Source organism: Planomonospora alba (genome assembly GCF_039534085.1).
Lineage (GTDB): Bacteria > Actinomycetota > Actinomycetes > Streptosporangiales > Streptosporangiaceae > Planomonospora_B > Planomonospora_B alba.
In genome coordinates, this window is record NZ_BAAAUT010000029.1 from 74,198 (window position 1) to 93,918 (window position 19,721).

Sequence of the window (19,721 nt, forward strand, 5' to 3'; positions counted from 1 at the left end):
GGCAAGCGACGAGGGGCATAACAGCAGTTCAGAGCCATGATCACGGAATCTCCGCAGGTCGCCGACTGGCCGGGTTCGGTTCACGAACTACCGCTAACCAGGCGGGCGATCGGCGCTTCGATCCACGGTTCCGGCACTGCGCCGGCCCGGCAGGGCACACCCGGGGCACACGGCCGGGGCGGGTTTCCCACGCCCCGGCCGCTCCCCGGCCGGGTCCGCCCCTTCCATGAGAGGTTCCGAACGCAGCCGGAGGATGCAACCCCGATCCGGATCCGTGAGCCTCGCCTTCCGCAGTCGCGTCCGCCTATCGGACATAGCGCTCACATGGCGGACAGGTCCAGTTATCGTCCTTTCATGGGGAAAATTCACGACAGGCTCGACGACCGGCTGCGCGCGTTCATCGGGGCGCAGCCCCTCTACTTCGTCGCGACCGCTCCCGAGCAGGGCGGCCACGTCAACGTCTCCCCCAAGGGGTACCCCGACACCTTCACCGTCATCGACGACACCACGGTCGCCTATCTCGACCTCGACGGCAGCGGGGTGGAGACCATCGCCCATCTCCGTCAGAACGGCCGGATCACGATCATGTTCTGTGCCTTCTCCGGCCCACCCAAGATCCTGCGCCTGTACGGCACCGGCCGCGTCGTCGTCCCGGCGGACCCCGGCTTCCCCGAACTGCTCAAGCGGTTCGGCCCGCACCCCGGCGTGCGGTCGGTCATCGTCGTCGACTGCGACCGCATCGCCGATTCCTGCGGCTACTCCGTGCCCTTCATGTCCTTCGAGCAGGACCGCTCCCTGCTGGACGAGTGGGCCCAGCGCAAGGACACCCAGGCCAGGCGCGCTTACCGGGCCAAGCACAACCGCGAGAGCATCGACGGCGTCCCCGGTCTCTCCCCGGAGGAGACCGATCCGGTCACCGTGCACTCCTAGGCTCCGGGTCCGGGACCGGGTGCGGCCTCCGTCGGCATCGCCGCCCGTCAGCACGGACACCGGCCGCCGCACGAGCAGCCCATCTCAGGGGCCAGGGCGTACCGGCCGCCGAAGCGTGACAGGACGTCCTGGGCCGCCGAGGCGTGCCGGGCGGCGCCGGACCGCTGGGCGCGCCGGGCCGTACCGCCGAGCCGTGCTGAGCCGCCGGGGTGTGCCGGAGCGGACCCCGGGCCGCTGAGCGTGCCGGCCAGGTGCGGCACGCCGTACGGCTCAGCGGCGGTAGCCGGCCATCCGCTCGAGGCGGGCGACGCGCTCCGCGGTGGGCGGGTGGGTGGAGAACATCCGGCCGATGCCCGCACCGCGGAAGGGGTTGGCGATCATGAGGTGGGAGGTGGAGGCCAGGCGGCCGTTCTCCGGGAGCGGGAGTTGCCTCGCCCCCATTTCGATCTTCCGCAGCGCGGAGGCGAGGGCGAGCGGGTCGCCGGTCAGCCGAACACCCGACTCGTCCGCCTGGTATTCACGGGATCGGGATATGGCCATCTGGATCATCCCTGCGGCCACCGGGCCGAGCACCATCATGAGCAGCGCGCCGAGGAAGCCGGGGCCCTCGTCGTCGTCTCCGCCGCCGAAGAACGCTCCGATGTAGCCGAGATAGGTGATCATCGTGGCGAGCGCCCCGGCCACCGAGGAGATCAGGATGTCCCGGTTGTAGACGTGGGAGAGCTCGTGTCCGATGACCCCGCGCAGCTCCCGCTCGTCGAGGATCTGGGTGATGCCGTAGGTCACACAGACCGCGGCGTTGCGCGGGTTGCGGCCGGTGGCGAAGGCGTTGGGCTGCATGGTCGGCGAGACGTAGAGCCGCGGCATGGGCTGGCGCGCCTCGGTGGAGAGCTCACGCACGATCCGGTAGAGGGCCGGCTGCTCGACCTCACCGACCGGCCGGGCGCGCATCGCCGACAGCGCGATCCGGTCGGAGAAGAAGTACGCGAAGCCGTTGCCCAGCAGGGCTATGACGACCGCGATCTGCACGCCGGTGCCGCCGCCCAGCCACGCCCCGAACGCGATGATCACCGCGGAGAGCGCGCCCAGAAGGATCGCTGTGCGCAGACCGTTGTGCCGCACGACATCCCCTTGCGGTTGACAGTGGTTCTACAGGGACAACGTCCGCGCTCCGGCCGAGCGTTCCCCCGTTCCCCGGAGGCCTGTGGGAGACGAGAGCCGCGCCCGCTCGCGCAGGCGGTGGGAAGCCCTCGGCGGGGTCCCCGTGACGGGAAGCTCTCGATGGCGGGAAGCCCGGTGGCAGGAACCCCGGTGGAGGGAAGCCCGGTGGAGGGGCCTCGGTGCCAGCCGGGGCTCAGCGGGAGGCGAGGATCCCGGCCGGGACGAGGTCGAGCACCAGCTGGGGGGCAGCCGAGAACGCGAGCGCGGCGGCGCCCGCCAGCGCGACCGCCGCGGCCGCCGGCAGCCACCCCGCGCGCGGGCCGCCGGCCGGCCCGGCCGTGCCGCCGTCCGGGTCGGCGTCCGCGGCCGCGCCGTCGTCATCCCTGTCGTCGGTGGCGGCACCGGTGCCGACGGTGGCCGGCGCGCGTGCCGGGACGGGGGTGAGGATCCGCGCCGCCCAGGCGACGTAGTAGTAGAGACCGATCACGGTGTTGACCGCCATCACGGCGGCGAGCCATGCCCCGCCCCCTCCGACGATCTCCCGGAACACCACGATCTTGGCGAACAGGCCGGCCAGGCCCGGCGGCAGTCCGGCCAGGCAGACGAGGAAGAACACCAGCGAAAGGCCCGCCACCGGGTTCCGGAACGCCAGTCCCCGGTAGGCGCCGAAGCCCTGCCGTCCGTCGCGCCTCGACACCAGCATGACCACGGCGAACGCACCGAGGTTCATCGCGGCGTAGAACACGAGGTAGGCGATCGAGGCGCCCGCCGCCTCGCGGCTCTGCACGCCGAGCGGGGCGAGGATGTAGCCGGACTGGGCGACGGAGGACCAGGCGAGCAGGCGGACGGGGTGGTCCTGGCGGAGCGCCAGGAGGTTGCCCGCGGTCATGGTGAGCGCGGCCACGATCCCGACGACCGGCGCCCAGAGCACCGCCTGGCCGGGCAGGGCGGCGACCAGGATGAGGATCAGCCCCGCGAAGCCCGCCGCCTTGGAGATCACCGAGAGCAGTGCCGCGACCGGGACGGGCGCCCCCTGGTAGACGTCGGCGGCCCAGGCGTGGAACGGCACCGCCGCGATCTTGAAGGCGAATCCGGCCAGGACGAGCACCGCGGCCACGGTGAACACGGGCGGCAGCTCGTGGACGATCTGCAGGGAGGAGACGTAGGCCTGCTCGACGGCCTGGCCCGTCACCGCGGACGGGTCTCCGGCCGCGGTCGGCGGGTCGATGCCTCCGGGGGACCACGGGGCGTGGTCACGCAGGGCCTGTGCCAGCCGGTCGAGGTGGACGGTCCCGGTCACGCCGTAGAGCAGGGAGACGCCGAAGAGCATCACTGCGGTGGAGACCACCGAGACCAGGAAGAGCTTGACCGCCGCCTCCGAACCGCGGCCGTCGTGGCGCCGCAGCGCGGTGAGCGCGAAGACCGGCAGCGAGACCAGCTCCAGGGCGACCACCAGCGTCACCAGGTCACGGGCGGCGGGCAGGGCCACCGCACCGGTCAGGACGCAGAGCAGCAGGAAGTACCACTCCCCGACGGGGACGTCCCCCGAGGACAGCTCCGCCGCCGACAGCAGCACCACGACGACTCCGGCGGCCAGCGCCAGTCCCGCCAGGACCAGGGTGAACCCGTCCACCACGAACGAGCACGGGGGGCCGGCCGCGGCGGCGGGGGTGCCTCCGGTGAGGAGGCCGCCCGCGGGACCGGCCGGACCGATCCCGCTCTCCGCGGCACCGGCCATGCCCTCGGGCACGCAGAAGGTGCGCAGGGGGTCTCCGGAGCGCAGGGCCTGCGACACGACCACGCCCAGCGCGCCGAGCACTCCGGCCAGCGCCACCGCGGCCAGCAGCGGCCGGGCGTACGGCCTGCGGGGCAGGAAGGCGTCCAGGATCAAGACGAGCCCTCCGGTCAGCGCGAGGATCAGCGGCGGCGCGACGGCGTAGTAGTCGATCGACTGGATCACGGGGCCCCCACGAAGGTCCGGACCACCGGGTCGGTGATGAGGAGGAGCGCCTTCGGCCAGAGGCCGAACAGCAGGATCAGCCCGACCAGCGGCGTCCAGGCGGCGACCTCGTGGGCCATGACGTCGCGGAGCGTCCCGCCGCCTCGCACCGCGTCCCCGGGCCCGTCGCCGGCCTCGGGTTCACCGCCGGTCCCGGGGCCGGTCCCGTCGCCGGTCTCGCTCCCGGCCGGGTCCCCGGCATCCCCGGCACCGGTTCCTGCGGGGTCTCCCGGACCGGCTCCGGCCGCGGGCCCCGGAGCGACTCCGACCTCGGGCCCGGACCGGGTGCCGGTCGCGACCGGGGCCCCGCCGCCGGCGAGCGCCGGGGCGCGGACCGTCTCGGTGGGGCGGCCGTGGGTGACGCGGGAGAGCATGACCAGGAAGTAGGCGGCGGTCAGCACGGTGCCGAGGCCGCCGACCGCCATGAAGACCAGGAAGAGCGGCCGGGACAGGCCGGGAGCGGGCTGGAAGGCGCCGAGGAGCGCGAGCATCTCCCCCCAGAAGCCGGCCAGGCCGGGCAGGCCCAGGGAGGCGACCGCGGCGAAGGTCAGCAGGGACCCGAGGTGCGGCAGGCGGGCCAGCATCCCCCCGCCCAGCGCGCGCATGTCGGCGGTGCCGTACCGCTCCTTGACCGCGCCCGCGACGAAGAACAGCAGGCCGGTGATGAGACCGTGCGCGATGTTGCCGAACAGGGCGGCGTTGATCCCGACCGGGGTGAGCGTGGCGAACCCGAGCAGCACGAACCCCATGTGGCCGATCGAGGAGTAGGCGATCATCCGCTTCAGGTCGTGCTGGGCCAGGCAGGCGAGGGAGCCGTAGACGATGCCGACCACGGCGAGGGCGCCGAGCCAGGGGGCGACGGCGGCGGCGCCGTCGGGCAGGACCGGGATCGCGATGCGGGCGAAGCCGTACGTGCCCATCTTGAGCAGCACGCCTGCGAGCAGCACGGAACCCACCGTGGGCGCCTCGGTGTGGGCGGCGGGCAGCCAGGTGTGCAGCGGCCACATCGGGGTCTTGACCGCCAGTCCGGCGCCGATCGCCAGGAAGGCGGTGATCTGCACCGGGAGGGACATGCCGGTGCCGTGGGCCCGGGCGAGGGCGGTCATGTCGAGGGTGCCGGTCTGCGCCCAGACGAGCAGCAGGCCGAGCAGGAGCACGACCGAGCCGAGCAGCGTGTAGAGGATGAACTTGGTCGCCGCCGCGCGCCGGGCGCCGCCGCCCCAGACGGCGATCACGAAGTACATCGGGATGAGGACGATCTCGAAGAAGACGAAGAAGAGCAGCAGGTCCAGCGCGAGGAACGTGCCGATCATGCCGACTTCGAGCACGAGGAGGGTGAACACCAGGGCACGGGGGCGGTTCCCGCCGGGCCGGGGCCGCAGCAGCTGCCCGGGGCCGTCGGCCCGTCCCCAGCACAGGTAGACGAAGCAGAGGAAGGTCAGCAGCGCGGTCAGCACGACCAGGGGCAGTGAGACGCCGTCGACGCCGAGGTGGAATCCGAGGTCCAGGCCGGGGATCCACGGCAGGTCCGTCGCGAACTGCACCCGGGCCGGATCCGCGTGGTCGAAGCCGGCAGCCAGCACCACCGCCAGCAGGAACGTGACCCCTGAGACGGCCAGCCCGTGCAGCCGGAGCAGCCGGCCCCCGGTCCGGGCCTCCGCCCTCGGCGGCACCAGGAGCACGGCGGCTCCGGCCAGCGGCACGCCGAGCAGCGCGATCGGGATCCAGTTCACCGCACGACCACCTCACCCGGCGGGATCGGAAGGGGGGACGGAGCCGTCCGGGCCCTGCCGCCGGATCGTGGACAGGGGACCCGCGCCGCCGTCGCACGCCGGACCTGCGCCGAGAAGGGGCCGGTCATCCGAGCACCACCGCCCCCACCGCGATCAGCAGCACACCCGCGAGCAGACCCGTGACGTACAGCTGGACGTTGCCGTTCTGCACCAGGCGCAGGAGCCCCGAGGCCCCCAGCGCGGCGCGGCCGGAGCCGCGGACCGCGCCGTCCACCACCCGGTCGTCGGCGCGGGCGACCAGGCGGGCGAGGGCGAAGACCGGGCCGGCGAAGACCGCCCGGTAGAGCGCGTCGACGGAGAAGGCCCGCTCGCAGGAGGCGCGGAAGGGGCCCAGCATCCGGGCCGGATCGGCCGCCGGGTCGCTCCGCCACACGGCGTAGACCGCGCCGGCGCCGAGCAGCGCCACGGCGACGCTCACCGCGGCCGTGCCCCAGTGCACGCCGCCCGCGCCGGCGAGGCCCAGCAGCAGGGCGGGCACCGCGAGCGCGAGGATCGGCCACCGCATGGCGGCCGGGGCCTCGTGGACGCCGGACGTGCCGGGCCCGTGGATTCCATGGGCCCCGTGGCCGCCGGTCGCGTGTGCCGTGGCGGGAGCGGACCCGGGGAGCGCCGTCGTGCCGGGAGCGGACCCGGCGGGCGTCCCCCTGCCGGGAGCGGACCCGGCGGGCGCGGCGGAGCGCTCCCCGAAGAAGGTGCGCAGCCAGGCCCGGGTGGCGTAGGCGCCGGTCACCGCGACGGTGGCCAGCGCGCTGCCGTACAGCAGCAGGGCGGCCGCGTCGGTGAGCGGCCCCTGCGCGACGGCGCGCTCGACGGCGGCCAGGACCTCGTCCTTGCTGAAGAACCCGCTGGCCGGGGGGAGGCCCATCAGCGCGGCGAAGCCGATCGTCGTCGCGGCGAAGGTGACGGGGAGCTCCCGGCGCAGCCCGCCCATCGCGCTCATCAGGTTGGAGCCGACGGCGTGGATGACCGCCCCGGCGCACAGGAAGAGCAGCGCCTTGAAGGCGCCGTGGGTGACCAGGTGGAAGACCGCGGCCGCGCCGGACCCCGCGGCCAGGGCCGCGGCCATGTAGGCGAGCTGGCTGATCGTGGAGTAGGCGAGGACGCGTTTGAGGTCGTCCTGGGCGAGGGCGGCGAGCGCGGCCCCCAGCATGCCGAGCGCGGCCAGGACGGCGAGCACGTCCAGGGTGGGGCCGGCCAGGAGGAAGGCGGGGTAGAGGCGGGCGACCACGAAGACGCCGGCCGCGACCATGGTCGCCGCGTGGATGAGCGCGCTGATCGGGGTCGGGCCGGCCATCGCGTCGGGGAGCCAGGTGTGCAGGGGGACCTGGGCGCTCTTGCCGGCCACTCCGGCGAGCAGCAGCAGGGTCGCGGCGATGACCGTGCCGGAGGACATCTCCGGCAGCGCGGCGATGACGTCGGCGATCCCGAAGCCGCCCGCAGCCGTGCCGAGGACGAAGATTCCGAACAGGAAGCCGACGTCGCCGATCCGGGTGACCAGGAACGCCTTGACGGCGGCCCGGGAGTTGGCCCGGTCCTCCCACCAGTGGCCGATCAGCAGGTAGGAGCAGAGCCCCATGACCTCCCAGCCCACGTAGAGGACCAGGAGGTCGGCCGCGTAGACGACCAGGAGCATCGCGGCGGTGAACAGGCTGATGAACGCGCTGTAGGAGGGGTAGCGCCGGTCGCCGCGCAGGTAACCGGTCGAGTAGATCTGCACGGCGAGCGCGACGACGGTGACCAGCACCGCGACGGAGGTGGACAGGCCGTCGAGGCGGAGGCCGAGTGAGATCGGCACCGAGCCCGTGTCGATGACGGTGAGCGTCCCGGTGATCGCCTCGGTCCCGGCGCCGCTCCCGGGCGCGCCGGGGACGGGGAACGGCTCCTCCTCTCCCTGCCCGCTCCGGCCGCTCCAGGCCAGCCGGATCGCCAGGACCGCGGAGAGCGCGGTGGGCACGACGGCGATCCAGGCGGCCCGGCGGTTCGCGGCCGCGTCGGCGGGCCCGCCCCGGGCGTGCCCGGGCAGGCGCGACCCGAGCAGCGCGACGATCGCGGCGAGGAACGGCAGGGCGATGGCGAGGGCGGCGAGGGCGATCACGGCGTCACCGTCCCGGGGCCGGCGTCGTCGGCGCCGGGAGCGGTCCCTGAGCCGGGACGGGGGCCTGCTCCGGGATCTGGTCCGAGATCTGGTCCGGGGCCTGCTCCGGGATCTGGTCCGGAGGATCCGGGGGATCCGGAGGCGGTGCCCGCGGGACGGGGGGATCCGGCGCCGGGAGCGGCGGGCACGGAGACGCGTTCGGGAGAGCCGGATCCGGGGGCGGGCTCCGGGGCGCCGGCCGCGGAGGCACTCGGATCGGGGGTGCCGGGCTCGGCCAGGGCGCGGAGGCGGTCGAGGTCGACGGTCCGTCGGTTGCGGTAGAGCGCGAGGACGATCGCGAGGCCGAGTCCGACCTCGGCGGCGGCGATCACGATGACGAAGAGCGTCAGGACCTGGCCGCTGTGCAGCCGGTCGCGCAGCCAGACGTCGAAGGCGACCAGGTTGAGGTTGACCGCGTTGAGCATGAGCTCGACGGACATCAGGACGAGGATGGTGTTGCGACGGGCCAGCACGCCGTACACGCCGATGGAGAACAGCAGCACGGAGACGACCGCCGGGTAGACGATGTGCACGTCAGTCCCTCCCGCGGATGTCGGTGCGGGAGATGACGATGGCGCCGACGAGAGCGGCCAGGAGCAGCACCGAGAGCGCCTCGAAGGGGAGCACCCAGGTGCGGAAGATCCCCGCGCCGAGCTCCTCTGCCGAGCCCCGGCCGGGGTCCAGGGGGGCGTAGGCCGTGCGGAAGCCGTCGACGACCACGGTGACCAGCACGGCCGCGGTCGCGAGGGCGACGACCGCGGCGACGGCTCTGTTGCCGCTGTCGAGGTCGGCGGCCCTGCCGATCGGGGCGCGGGTGAGCATGATGCCGAACAGCAGCAGGACGACCACGGCGCCGACGTAGATCAGCACCTGCACCCAGGCGACGAACTCGGCCGTCAGGACGAGGTAGCACCCGGCCAGCGCACCGAAGCAGACGACCAGCCAGAGTGCGGCGTGGACGAGTTGCCTGGTGGTGACGACGAGCAGCGCCGAACCGACGGCCAGCACGCCCAGCAGGAGAAAGACGATCTCCTGCCCGGTCGGCGACAGATAGGACGGCACCGCTCCCGTCACGGCCTCTCCTCGTCTCCGTTCGGATCCGTGGTGGAAGTCTCCCCCGGCGCGCCCTTCCGGGGCGGTCCGCCGGGCTCGCCTGTGGACGGCTTTCCGCCGGGCAGGCCGCCTGTGGACGGGCCGCCGGCGTCAGGAGCGTCGGCGTCAGGAGCGTCGGCAGGCGGGCCTCCCCCGGAGAGGCCTCCTTCGGGGGAACCGGCCGCGGGCGGGCCACCTCGGGGAGAGCGGCCTGCGGCGCCGCCCTCCGGGGAGCCGCCTGCGGACGGGCCCGGGGAGGAGCGGTCCGCGGGCGGGGCCTCCTTCTTGGGGAGCGCTCCCGGGGGCCTGATCGCCCGGACGCTCGCGTGGCTCGCCGAGGCCCTGCGGGGCCGCTCCGGCCTGGCCGGCCTGCCGGCCTCCGCCGGTCCCTCCGGACCGGCCGCCGGACCGGCCGTCGGCGCGGGCCCGACGGGTCCCGCCGGCCGCTCCGGGCCCCCGGGGCTCTCCGGGCCTCCGGGGCTCTCCGGTCGCCGGCCCTCCGGCTCCCCTGGCTCCGCGGGAGGCTGCGGCCCTCCCCGCTCCGCGGGCCGCCCGGCGGTGGGCTGCGGACCACCGGACTGCGGACCACCGGACTGCGGACCACCGGACTGCGGACCACCGGACCGAGGAGCGCCGGACCGCGCGCCGCCGCGCCCCCGCGGCCCGGCGGCCGCCGTACGGCCGGGGGCCCCGGAGCCGGGGGCCTCCGCGGAGGTCTCGCCGGGGACCCCGGGGGCTCCGGAAGCCTCCGTACGGCCGGGCGCCGCCGGACGGGCCGGGGCGCCCGGGCGGGGCCGGACGGGGCGGGAGGCGGCCGCGAGCTCCTTGGGCGGCTCGGCGTTGGGCTCGTGGGCGGGCGGCGGCGGCACGGCCTGCGCCCAGTCGGCCAGCCTGTCCCGCTCGTGGACGAGGTCGCGGATGTCGCCCTCGGCGTACTCGAACTCCGGCGCCCAGAACAGCGCGTCGAAGGGGCAGACCTCGACGCAGATCCCGCAGTACATGCAGAGCGAGAAGTCGATGGCGAAGCGGTCGAGCACGTTGCGGGCGCGCGGCCGCCCGCCCTCGGGGGCGGGCAGGGTCTCCTTGTGGGAGTCGATGTAGATGCACCAGTCGGGGCACTCGCGGGCGCAGAGCATGCAGACCGTGCAGTTCTCCTCGACCAGGGCGATGACCCCCCGGCTCCGCGCCGGCAGGTCCGGCCTGACCTCGGGGTACTGCTGTGTCACCGACCGGCTCAGCATGTGCCGGAGGGTGATGGACAGCCCCTTCACCAGTCCTACTCCCGGTATTCGCGCCACACGGACATCATGACGCACCACGCCCCGCCCGGGAATGCGCAGGTACGGCCGGAGAGTCCGGCGCCGGTTTCCACAGGTTTTCCACAGGGGTTTTCCACAGTCTGTGTGTTCGATCGAACACCCCCTCCCGGAAGTCCGCCGGGAGGGGGACTGCAAGCTCCGTCAGATATACGTATTGTTCGCCCATGTCCCAGCAGTACGGCCCCGCCTGGCACTCCTCGCCGAAGCCCCCCTCCTCCAGCACCGGCTGGAGCGTGGTGTGGGCGCTCGTCCCCCTGTTCACCTGCGGTTACGGCACGCCGTTCATCATGGGGTACGCCGCGCGGCGGCTCCGGAGCACCCTCCTCGTCCTCGCCACCGCCCTCTACGCCCTCGGCATCGGGGTGTTCACGGTCGGGGCGGGCATCTACGGAGACTCCGACCTGATCCCGGTCTGGCTCGACGTCCTGGTGACGGTCGGCCTGTTCGGCTCCTGGCTCGGCGGGACCGGCCACGCACTGATCATCCGCGGCACCGTCTTCGGGCAGCGGTCCCCCTCGTTCGGGGCCCCGTACGGGGTCCGGCCCCACCACTCCCCGGCGCCCCGCCCGGTCACCCCCGCGCCGCGGCCGTACGCGCCGCCCCCCGTGCAGCACACCGGCCCGCCTTCCTACCCGGGCCACACCCATCAGGGCCCTCAGCAGGTCCCGCAGCACACCCCGGTCCCGTTCCCGGTCCAGCCGCCCTACCAGCAGAACACGCTCTACAGCCCCTCCTCTGAGCCCGCGCACCGGCAGTTCGCGCAGTCCGACCGGCCCCAGGAGCGGATCGGGCCGTACCGGGTGATCGACACCCTCGGCCGGGGCGGCCAGGGAACGGTCCACCTCGCGCTCGACCCGCAGGGGCGGAAGGTCGCGATCAAGGTCCTGCACGAGCACTTCGTCGGCAACCCGACCGCCCGGGAGCGGTTCCTGCGGGAGGTGGAGGCGACCCGCAAGGTCGCGACGTTCTCCACCGCCCGGGTCCTGGACGTGAACATCACCGACGACCAGGCCTACGTCGTCAGCGAGTACGTGGACGGCGTCTCGCTGGAGCAACTCGTCCGCGAGCAGGGCCCCCGCGACGAGGACGGCCTGACCAGACTCGCCCTGGCCACGGCCGGCGCGCTGGCGGCGATCCACAAGGCGGGGGTGGTGCACCGGGACTTCAAGCCGGCCAACGTGCTGATCGGCTCCGACGGTCCCCGGGTGATCGACTTCGGCATCGCCAAGGCGCTCGACCAGGTCACGGTGACCTCCAGCGTCATGGGCACCCCCGCCTACATGTCCCCCGAGCAGCTCTCCGGGGAGCAGGTCGGCCCGGAGTCCGACGTCTTCAGCTGGGCCTCCACGATGATCTACGCGGCCTCGGGCAAGGCGGCCTTCGGCTCGGACACCATCCCGGCCATCCTCAACCGGGTGCTCAACCACCAGCCGGACCTGTCGTGCCTGCCCCCCTCGCTGGTCCCGCTGGCCGCCGCCTGCCTGGAGAAGAACCCCGCCAACCGGCCGTCCGCCTCCGACATCATGCTGCGGATCGTCCAGTGACGGAGCGCGCCGCCGGGGTCCTCACCCGGCGAGGACCCTGACGAGGCCGGTGAGCGCGAGCTGGGCCAGCGCCAGCGGGACCAGACCGGTCCAGGCGAGCCGCTGCAGCTGGTCCTCGCGGAGCCGGGGATAGCTCACCCGCACCCAGATGACCACGAACACCAGGGCGAACACCTTCAGCAGCGTCCAGACGGGCCCGGGGAGCAGGGGCCCCTGCCAGCCGCCCAGGAAGAGAACGGTGGTCAGCGCCGACAGCACGATGATCCCGGCGTACTCGGCCAGCATGAACAGGGCGAACCTGATGCCGGTGTACTCGGTCATCGGGCCCATGATGATCTCGGACTCGGCGATCGGCATGTCGAACGGCGGGCGGCGCAGCTCGGCGAGGCCCGCCGTGAAGAACACCACCGCGCCGATCGCCTGCCAGGGCAGCCACCACCACTGCCAGGCCTCCACGATGCCCGGCAGGGAGAGCGTGCCCGCCGCCATCGCGACGCTGGAGGCCGCCAGGACCAGCGGCAGCTCGTAGGAGACGAGCTGGGCGGCCGAGCGCATCCCGCCCATCAGGGAGTACTTGTTCCCCGACGCCCAGCCGGCCATGATCGAACCGAGCACGCCGACGCCCATCACCGCCAGCACGAAGAACAGGCCCGCGTCCAGGTCCACGCCGACCAGGCCGGGCCCGACGGGCACCACGACCAGCACCACGAGGTACGGCACCAGCGCCACGGCCGGGGCCAGGGCGAAGACCCGGCGGTCGGCGGCGGCCGGGATCACGTCCTCCTTCTGGAGGAACTTCACCCCGTCGGCGATCAGCTGGGCCCAGCCGTGGAAGCCGCCGGCGTACATCGGGCCGAGCCGGGCCTGCATGTGCGCCATGACCTTGTGTTCCATCTGCCCGGCGACCAGCGGCAGCACGAGGAAGGCCGCGACGACCACGACGAGCCGGACGGCGATGTCGAGCACCTGCGCAGCCATCACGCCTCCGTCCTGCGGTCACCGCCGGTCGGGAACCCGGTCGAGAGCCATCCTGCCCCGGACGGGCTCAGCCGTCACGACCCCCGCCGCGGATCTCGTCACGACTCCCGCCGCGTTCCCCGCCACGGGCCCCTGCGCGGCCGGTCCCGCCGTCCGCGGCCGGGCCGGGGGTCCCCCGGACGGCGGCGCCCCAGTCGGCGGGCACGCCGGGCGGGAGCGTCCTGCGGCGGCTCGGCGAGCCCGCCGCCTCGTGGCCGGACTCGCCCGGCTCCTTCGCCCCGGGCCAGCCCTTGGCGACCCGGGAGGCCAGCACGAACTCCTTGCGCAGCGGGAAGCCCTCGAACCCCTCGGGCAGCAGCAGCGGGACGAGGTTCGGGTGCCCGTCGAAGACGACGCCGAACATCTCGAAGGTCTCGCGCTCGTGCCAGTTCGCGCCGCGGAACACACCGGTCGCGCTGGGCAGCCGGGGGTCCTCGCGCGGCACGCGGGTGCGCAGCAGCAGCCGGACCCGGGCGTCCGGGTCGTAGACGCAGGCGACGACGGAGAAGCCCTCCTGCTGCTCGTCCACCCCGGTCAGCCAGTCGAGGAAGGCGCAGCCCCCGTCGCGGGCGAAGGCCAGCAGGCCGGTCCAGTCGTCCGGCGCCACGTCCACCGTGGTCTCGCCGTAGGTCCGCGAGACGCGGGCGCGGGAGCCGTACCGCTCCTCGATGCGGGAGACGATCGCGGGCGCGTCCACGGTCACCCGCCCGAGGGGGCGTAGCGCTCGCCCAGGGACTCGGCGGCGATCTTCTCCTGGAGTTTCATGATGCCGTGCAGCAGGGCCTCGGGCCGGGGCGGGCAGCCGGGGACGTACACGTCCACGGGGATGATCTGGTCGACGCCCTTGGTCACGCAGTAGGAGTCCCAGTACGGCCCGCCGGTGTTGGAGCAGGCGCCGAAGGAGATGACGTACTTCGGGTCGGGCATCTGCTCGTACAGCCGCTTGACGGCCGGGGCCATCTTGTCGGTGACCGTGCCCGAGACGATCATGAGGTCGGCCTGCCGGGGGCCGTTGGCGAACGGGATCACCCCGAACCTGATGAAGTCGTGCCGGCTCATCGTGGTCGCGATGAACTCGATCGCGCAGCAGGCCAGGCCGAAGTTGAACACCCACAGCGAGTAGCGCCGCCCCCAGTTGAGGACGAACCGCATCGGCCTGGGCGCCAGCCGCGAGACCGGGCCCAGCGCGGGCCGCGCTGTGGACCGCACGGTGGGCATCGGGAGATCCGCCATGTCCTCCATTCTCCCCCCGCGGGCCCGTGCGGGTCACGCCCGGGTGGGCACGCGCCCGTCTCCCCCCGCGGGCCCGTGCGGGTCACGTCCAGGTGAGCACGCGCTTGCGCCAGGCGTAGACGATGCCGAGCGCGATGAAGCCCAGGAAGACGAACATCTCCACCAGCGTGGCCGGCCCGAAGCCGGGTGCGGCGAAGACGGTCGCCCAGGGGAACAGGAAGACCGCGTCCACCGCGAACACCACGTACAGGTAGGTGAAGACGTAGTAGCGCACCTGGGACTGGGCCCAGCCCTCGCCGACCGGGTCGACGCCGCACTCGTAGGTGGCGAGCTTCTCGGCGGTGGGCCGGTCCGGCCGGAGCGCGCGGTTGGCGGCCAGCGCCCCCGCGAAGATCGCGGCCCCGAGCGCGAGCAGCACGAGGACCACCGCGTAGGACCCGAAGTACTCCTCCATCGATCCCCTCCCCGGGTCCGCCGCGCCGGAGCGGACCGGCGCCGACCGCTAACGCATCTCACATGCCTCGTCACCCAGTGGAGCGACTAAACCTGAATCCGCCAAAGCCTGCTTCCCGGTCGTACCAAGAAACGGTAAACCCCACCATTCCCCACCTACGGTGACTTTCATGCGAAAAATGCGATTCGCCGGCGGAGTGACGCTACTCACCGTGACCATGATCGGGTGCAGCACCGCTACCACCTCCCTCGCATCGGACCGCCTGGTCCCGTCTGAGCCGACGCTCATCGAGTACGCGGACCCGTCCCGGCTCCCGGGCCTGAACACGGCGACCATCACGCAGGGTGACTTCGGCGAACGCAACGTGCACGCCTCCTACCCGGTCCTGGCCGACGCTCCCGCCCTCACCGGGAAACTCCGCTCCGTGCTGACCGGGCGCCTCGACCGCTTCACCGCCGCAACCTCCGCGGCGGTCCCGGGCACCCGCCCCGAGTTCAACGCGGACTGGCGGATCGCCGCCGTCTCCGACGAGATCGTCGGGGTGCGGCTGGGCATCGGCGAGTACACCCGGCCCGGCTGGCGCGAGTCCAGGACCACCGTCTGGTACGACCGCGTGGACGGGCGCGCCCTGGACTCCACCGGCCTGCTCACCGGCGGCTCCGCGCTGACCGAGCTGGCCGGGCTGGTCCGGGCGGAGCTGGCCCGGCGGGGGCCCGGCGTGGACGCCGGAGCGGTCAAGGCCGACGAGCGCCTCTTCGACTCCATCGCCTTCAACCGGCACGGCGAGCTCGTCGTGGAGTTCGACGACTACCAGGTGGCCGCGGGCTCGCTCGGCCGGGTGGCGGTCGCGGTGCCGGCCGGACGGAGCGAGGGCCTGCTCTCCCCGTCCGGCCTGCGGGCCCGGCGGGCGGCCGTCCGCGCCGGGCAGGGACCGGTCGCCGCGCCCACCTCGGAGGCCATCAAGGCGGCCGCCGTCGACAGGCCCGCGGCGCGCAGCTCCCGGGCGGGCACGGTGGACTGCGCGACGGCGAAGTGCGTGGCGCTGACCTTCGACGACGGGCCCGGGGAGGGCACCGCGGAGCTGCTGGACGTGCTGGCCTCGCACGGCGCGCGGGCCACCTTCTTCGTCACCGGCTCGAACGCGGTCGCCCGGCCGGACCTGCTGCGGCGGATGAGCGCCGAGGGGCACCTGGTGGCCAACCACACGTGGTCCCACCGCGACCTCACCTCGCTGCCCGCGGGCCTGGCGGCCTACCAGCTCAGCCGGGCCCAGGAGGCGGTCGGCCACGCGACCGGCCAGGACCCCGCCCTGGTCCGCGCGCCGTACGGCAGGGTGGACGAGCGCGTCGTCCGGGCCGCGCGCGAGCAGGGCCTGGCGGTGGTCGGCTGGGACGTGGACGCGGGCGACGCGCGCGGGCGCGACCCGGAGGCCGTCGCCCGGCGGGTCGCCGAGAGGGTGCGGCCCGGCTCGATCGTCCTGATGCACGACCTGGACGCCTCGTCCGCCGGGGCGGCCGAGGCGGTCCTGCGGCGGCTGGCCGCCGCGGGCCACACCTTCGTCACCGTGCCGGAGCTGTTCGGCGCCGCGGGGATGCGGGCGGGCGAGGTCTACGCCTCCGGTCCCTCCAGGTCATAGCCGACAGCTATGACCCCATAGCCGGAAGAGATGAGGGACCCTGACCCGGAGGACATATAGTTGGCCATCGTGACCCCTACCGTCCTCTTCGGCCGCCTGCACGTCGACCTGTGCCGGCTCGCCGCCGGGCTGTGTAAGGACGACCGCCCGCGGTCGTGACCTGCGCGGTCTCCCCCCGCGCCGCAGGCACGACGCCCGAGCTCCACGCTCCACCGTCGCGGCATGCCGGGGACCTGCGACCTACGTCACACTCCCGCGCCGTGTGGAACGCGAAAGACTACGCGTGACCCCCGAGGGATCTAGCATGGAAGTAAACATGGTGGCAACAGCAAACGGCGCCCTTCGCGTCGAGGAGGACTGAGCTGTGACCAAGCAGGTTCAGCAACTCGACCGCGTGATCATCAGGTTCGCCGGCGACTCCGGCGACGGCATGCAGCTGACAGGTGATCGCTTCACTGCGGGCACGGCGGAGTTCGGCAACGACCTGTCCACGCTCCCCAACTTCCCCGCGGAGATCCGCGCCCCCGCAGGCACCCTGCCGGGCGTGTCGAGCTTCCAGCTGCACTTCGCCGACCACGACATCCTCACTCCGGGTGACGCGCCGAACGTGCTGGTCGCCATGAACCCGGCGGCGCTGAAGGCCAACCTCGGCGACCTGCCGCGCGGGGCCGACATCATCGCCAACACCGACGAGTTCACCAAGCGCAACCTGCAGAAGGTCGGCTACGAGGCCAACCCGCTGGAGGACGGCTCGCTGAGCGAGTGGCGGCTGCACGCCGTGCCGCTGACCTCTCTGACGGTCAAGGCGCTGGAGGGCTTCGACATCTCCAAGAAGGACGCCGAGCGCTCCAAGAACATGTTCGCCCTCGGCCTGCTGAGCTGGCTCTACCACCGGCCCACCGAGGCGACGATCTCCTTCCTGGAGAACAAGTTCGCCAAGAAGCCCGACATCGCCAAGGCGAACATCGCCGCCTTCCAGGCGGGCTGGAACTACGGCGAGACCACCGAGTCCTTCTCCGTCTCCTACGAGGTCAAGCCGGCCCGGCTGCCCGCGGGCGTCTACCGCAACATCTCCGGCAACCAGGCGCTCGCCTACGGCCTGATCGCCGCCTCCGTGCGCTCGAAGCTCCCGCTGTTCCTCGGGTCCTACCCGATCACCCCGGCCAGCGACATCCTGCACGAGCTGTCCAAGCACAAGCGGTTCGGCATCCGCACCTTCCAGGCGGAGGACGAGATCGCCGGCGTCGGCGCGGCGCTGGGCGCCTCCTTCGGCGGCGCGCTGGGCGTCACCACGACCTCCGGCCCGGGCGTGGCGCTGAAGGCCGAGACGGTCGGCCTGGCCGTCATGACCGAGCTGCCGCTGATCGTGGTGGACGTGCAGCGCTCGGGCCCGTCGACCGGCATGCCCACCAAGACCGAGCAGACCGACCTGCTGATGGCGATGTACGGGCGCAACGGCGAGTCGCCGCTGCCGGTCGTCGCGCCGATGTCGCCGAGCGACTGCTTCGACGCGGCCGTCGAGGCGGCCCGGCTCGCGATCAAGTACCGCACGCCGGTCATGCTGCTGTCCGACGGCTACCTGGCCAACGGCTCCGAGCCGTGGCGGGTGCCCGCCGCCGCCGACCTGCCCGACATCTCCACCGAGTTCGCCACCGCGCCCAACGACGGCGAGGCGTTCCTGCCCTACCTGCGCGACGAGGCGACCCTCGCCCGCCCCTGGGCCGTCCCGGGCACCGCGGGCCTGGAGCACCGGATCGGCGGCATCGAGAAGGCCGACCGCACCGGCAACATCTCCTACGACCCCGACAACCACGACCGCATGGTCCGGCTCCGCCAGGCCAAGATCGACGGGATCGCGAAGGACATCCCGGCGCTGGAGGTGGACGACCCCGACGGCCCCGAGGGCGGGACCCGCGTGCTCGTCCTCGGCTGGGGCTCCACCTACGGCCCGATCGCGGCGGCCGTACGGCGCATCCGCGCCGGCGGCGGGAAGGTCGCCCAGGCGCACCTGCGGCACCTCAACCCGCTGCCCGCCAACACCGGCGAGGTGCTGAAGTCCTACGACAAGGTGCTGCTCCCGGAGATCAACCTCGGCCAGCTCGCGCTGCTGCTCCGCGCCCGCTTCCTGGTCGACATCATCAGCTACAACCGCGTGCGGGGGCTCCCGTTCAAGGCCGAGGAGCTGGCCGGCGTGATCCAGGATGTGATCGACAGTGAGTGACCTCCTCAACGGCCTCAACGGCAAGGGACTGGCCCTGGTGCCCAAGTCCGACGCCAAGCAGTCGATGAAGGACTACAAGAGCGACCAGGAGGTCCGGTGGTGCCCGGGCTGCGGCGACTACGCCATCCTGGCCGCGGTGCAGTCCTTCGTCCCCGAGCTCGGGCTCAAGCGCGAGAACATGGTGTTCGTCTCGGGCATCGGCTGCTCCTCCCGGTTCCCGTACTACATGAACACCTACGGGTTCCACTCGATCCACGGCCGCGCGCCCGCGATCGCCACCGGCCTGGCCGCCTCCCGGCCGGACCTGAGCGTCTGGGTGATCACCGGTGACGGCGACTCGCTGTCCATCGGCGGCAACCACCTGATCCACGCGCTCCGCCGCAACGTCAACCTCAACATCCTGCTGTTCAACAACAGGATCTACGGCCTGACCAAGGGCCAGTACTCCCCCACCTCCGAGGTCGGCAAGATCACGAAGTCCACCCCGATGGGCTCGCTGGACAAGCCGTTCAACCCGATCTCGCTGGCGCTCGGCGCCGAGGCGTCCTTCGTGGCCCGGACCATCGACTCCGACCGCAAGCACCTGCAGTCGGTGCTGCGCCAGGCGGCCGAGCACCGGGGCACCTCGCTGGTGGAGATCTACCAGAACTGCAACATCTTCAACGACGGCGCCTTCGACCAGCTCAAGGACCCCGAGCAGCGCGACGACATCACGCTGCGCCTGGAGCACGGGCAGCCCGTCGTCAGCGCCTCCAAGGCGGTACGGCGGACCGCCGACGGCGGCATCGAGGTCGTGCCCCGCTCGGAGGTCGACGAGAGCGAGATCCTCGTCCACGACGCCCACCGCCCCGACCCGTCGCTGGCCTTCGCGCTCTCCCGGCTGGACGAGCCCGCCTTCGAGCACGTCCCGATCGGCGTCTTCCGCAGCGTCGACCGCCCGTCCTACGACGAGCTGATGTCGGCGCAGCTGGAGGAGGCCGCCGCGCAGCGCGGCCCCGGCGACCTCGACGAGCTGCTGCTGTCCGGGGACACCTGGCGCATCGGCTGAGGCCCGGCACCGTACGAAGGCCCTCCGCGGACTGTCCGCGGAGGGCCTTCTCATCGCTCCGGCCGCGCCGGGGCGGCGTCCGGGCGCCTCACCCCGCGGGTGCGAGCACCAGGCTCCACATCGTGGCCCGCAGGCTCGCC

General features: G+C 73.2%; 16 protein-coding genes and 1 pseudogene. 6 read left to right on the forward strand and 11 right to left on the reverse strand.

Going from position 1 to position 19,721, the window contains the following annotated elements:
- Positions 1–354 precede the first annotated feature (354 nt).
- Positions 355–930, forward strand: a complete 576-nt coding sequence (locus ABD823_RS18750; RefSeq protein WP_344861292.1) for a pyridoxamine 5'-phosphate oxidase family protein — start codon at positions 355–357, stop codon at positions 928–930.
- Between the two features lie 270 nt (positions 931–1,200).
- On the opposite strand, the gene htpX is transcribed toward ABD823_RS18750, so the two are convergent.
- From htpX to ABD823_RS18785, 7 genes and pseudogenes are all read right to left on the reverse strand, one after another.
- Positions 1,201–2,052 carry a zinc metalloprotease HtpX gene (gene htpX / locus ABD823_RS18755; RefSeq protein WP_344861294.1) on the reverse strand — a complete coding sequence of 284 codons (852 nt, stop codon included), beginning with the start codon at positions 2,050–2,052 and terminating at the stop codon, positions 1,201–1,203.
- 232 nt (positions 2,053–2,284) lie between these two features.
- On the reverse strand, positions 2,285–4,051 hold the full coding sequence (locus tag ABD823_RS18760) for an NADH-quinone oxidoreductase subunit N (protein WP_344861296.1): 1,767 nt from the start codon (positions 4,049–4,051) through the stop codon (positions 2,285–2,287).
- A complete protein-coding gene (locus ABD823_RS18765; RefSeq protein WP_344861298.1) occupies positions 4,048–5,823 on the reverse strand; it encodes a complex I subunit 4 family protein in 1,776 nt (591 codons plus the stop codon). The genes ABD823_RS18760 and ABD823_RS18765 overlap by 4 nt, the downstream gene beginning before the upstream one ends.
- A gap of 124 nt (positions 5,824–5,947) precedes the next feature.
- Positions 5,948–7,978: an NADH-quinone oxidoreductase subunit 5 family protein gene (locus ABD823_RS18770; RefSeq protein WP_344861300.1), complete on the reverse strand. Its 2,031-nt coding sequence runs from the start codon at positions 7,976–7,978 to the stop codon at positions 5,948–5,950.
- Between the two features lie 239 nt (positions 7,979–8,217).
- Positions 8,218–8,550, reverse strand: a pseudogene (gene nuoK, locus ABD823_RS18775) (NADH-quinone oxidoreductase subunit NuoK); the annotation flags it as partial.
- 1 nt (position 8,551) lies between these two features.
- On the reverse strand, positions 8,552–9,091 hold the full coding sequence (locus tag ABD823_RS18780; RefSeq protein ID WP_344861302.1) for an NADH-quinone oxidoreductase subunit J family protein: 540 nt from the start codon (positions 9,089–9,091) through the stop codon (positions 8,552–8,554).
- Positions 9,088–10,407 (reverse strand): 4Fe-4S binding protein, encoded by a 1,320-nt coding sequence (locus ABD823_RS18785; RefSeq protein WP_344861304.1) that lies wholly within the window; start codon positions 10,405–10,407, stop codon positions 9,088–9,090. The genes ABD823_RS18780 and ABD823_RS18785 overlap by 4 nt, the downstream gene beginning before the upstream one ends.
- A gap of 185 nt (positions 10,408–10,592) precedes the next feature.
- Between ABD823_RS18785 and ABD823_RS18790 the strand changes: the two genes are divergently transcribed.
- Entirely contained in the window at positions 10,593–11,972 is a 1,380-nt protein-coding gene (locus ABD823_RS18790; protein WP_344861306.1) for a serine/threonine-protein kinase, read from the forward strand.
- A gap of 21 nt (positions 11,973–11,993) precedes the next feature.
- Here ABD823_RS18790 and nuoH read toward each other — a convergent pair whose 3' ends face one another.
- The 4 genes from nuoH to ABD823_RS18810 all read right to left on the reverse strand — a co-directional run bounded on the left by nuoH (position 11,994) and on the right by ABD823_RS18810 (position 14,676).
- Entirely contained in the window at positions 11,994–12,950 is a 957-nt protein-coding gene (nuoH, locus tag ABD823_RS18795; protein ID WP_344861308.1) for an NADH-quinone oxidoreductase subunit NuoH, read from the reverse strand.
- Between the two features lie 67 nt (positions 12,951–13,017).
- Positions 13,018–13,692 carry an NADH-quinone oxidoreductase subunit C gene (locus ABD823_RS18800; RefSeq protein WP_344861310.1) on the reverse strand — a complete coding sequence of 225 codons (675 nt, stop codon included), beginning with the start codon at positions 13,690–13,692 and terminating at the stop codon, positions 13,018–13,020.
- On the reverse strand, positions 13,689–14,222 hold the full coding sequence (locus tag ABD823_RS18805) for an NADH-quinone oxidoreductase subunit B (RefSeq protein WP_344861312.1): 534 nt from the start codon (positions 14,220–14,222) through the stop codon (positions 13,689–13,691). Before ABD823_RS18805 ends, ABD823_RS18800 begins: the two co-directional genes overlap by 4 nt.
- 82 nt (positions 14,223–14,304) lie before the next feature.
- Positions 14,305–14,676 carry an NADH-quinone oxidoreductase subunit A gene (locus ABD823_RS18810; RefSeq protein ID WP_344861314.1) on the reverse strand — a complete coding sequence of 124 codons (372 nt, stop codon included), beginning with the start codon at positions 14,674–14,676 and terminating at the stop codon, positions 14,305–14,307.
- 169 nt (positions 14,677–14,845) lie between these two features.
- On the opposite strand from ABD823_RS18810, the gene ABD823_RS18815 reads away from it, so the two are divergent.
- The 4 genes from ABD823_RS18815 to ABD823_RS18830 all read left to right on the forward strand — a co-directional run bounded on the left by ABD823_RS18815 (position 14,846) and on the right by ABD823_RS18830 (position 19,581).
- On the forward strand, positions 14,846–16,312 hold the full coding sequence (locus tag ABD823_RS18815; protein WP_344861316.1) for a polysaccharide deacetylase family protein: 1,467 nt from the start codon (positions 14,846–14,848) through the stop codon (positions 16,310–16,312).
- Positions 16,313–16,381: 69 nt separating this feature from the next.
- A complete protein-coding gene (locus tag ABD823_RS18820) occupies positions 16,382–16,471 on the forward strand; it encodes a putative leader peptide (protein WP_344861318.1) in 90 nt (29 codons plus the stop codon).
- Positions 16,472–16,676: 205 nt separating this feature from the next.
- Positions 16,677–18,533, forward strand: coding sequence for a 2-oxoacid:acceptor oxidoreductase subunit alpha (locus ABD823_RS18825; protein WP_344861320.1), 1,857 nt, complete (start codon positions 16,677–16,679; stop codon positions 18,531–18,533).
- Between the two features lie 64 nt (positions 18,534–18,597).
- Complete coding sequence (locus ABD823_RS18830; RefSeq protein WP_344861325.1) at positions 18,598–19,581, forward strand: 2-oxoacid:ferredoxin oxidoreductase subunit beta; 984 nt, start codon at positions 18,598–18,600, stop codon at positions 19,579–19,581.
- The last annotated feature ends 140 nt before the right edge of the window (positions 19,582–19,721 follow it).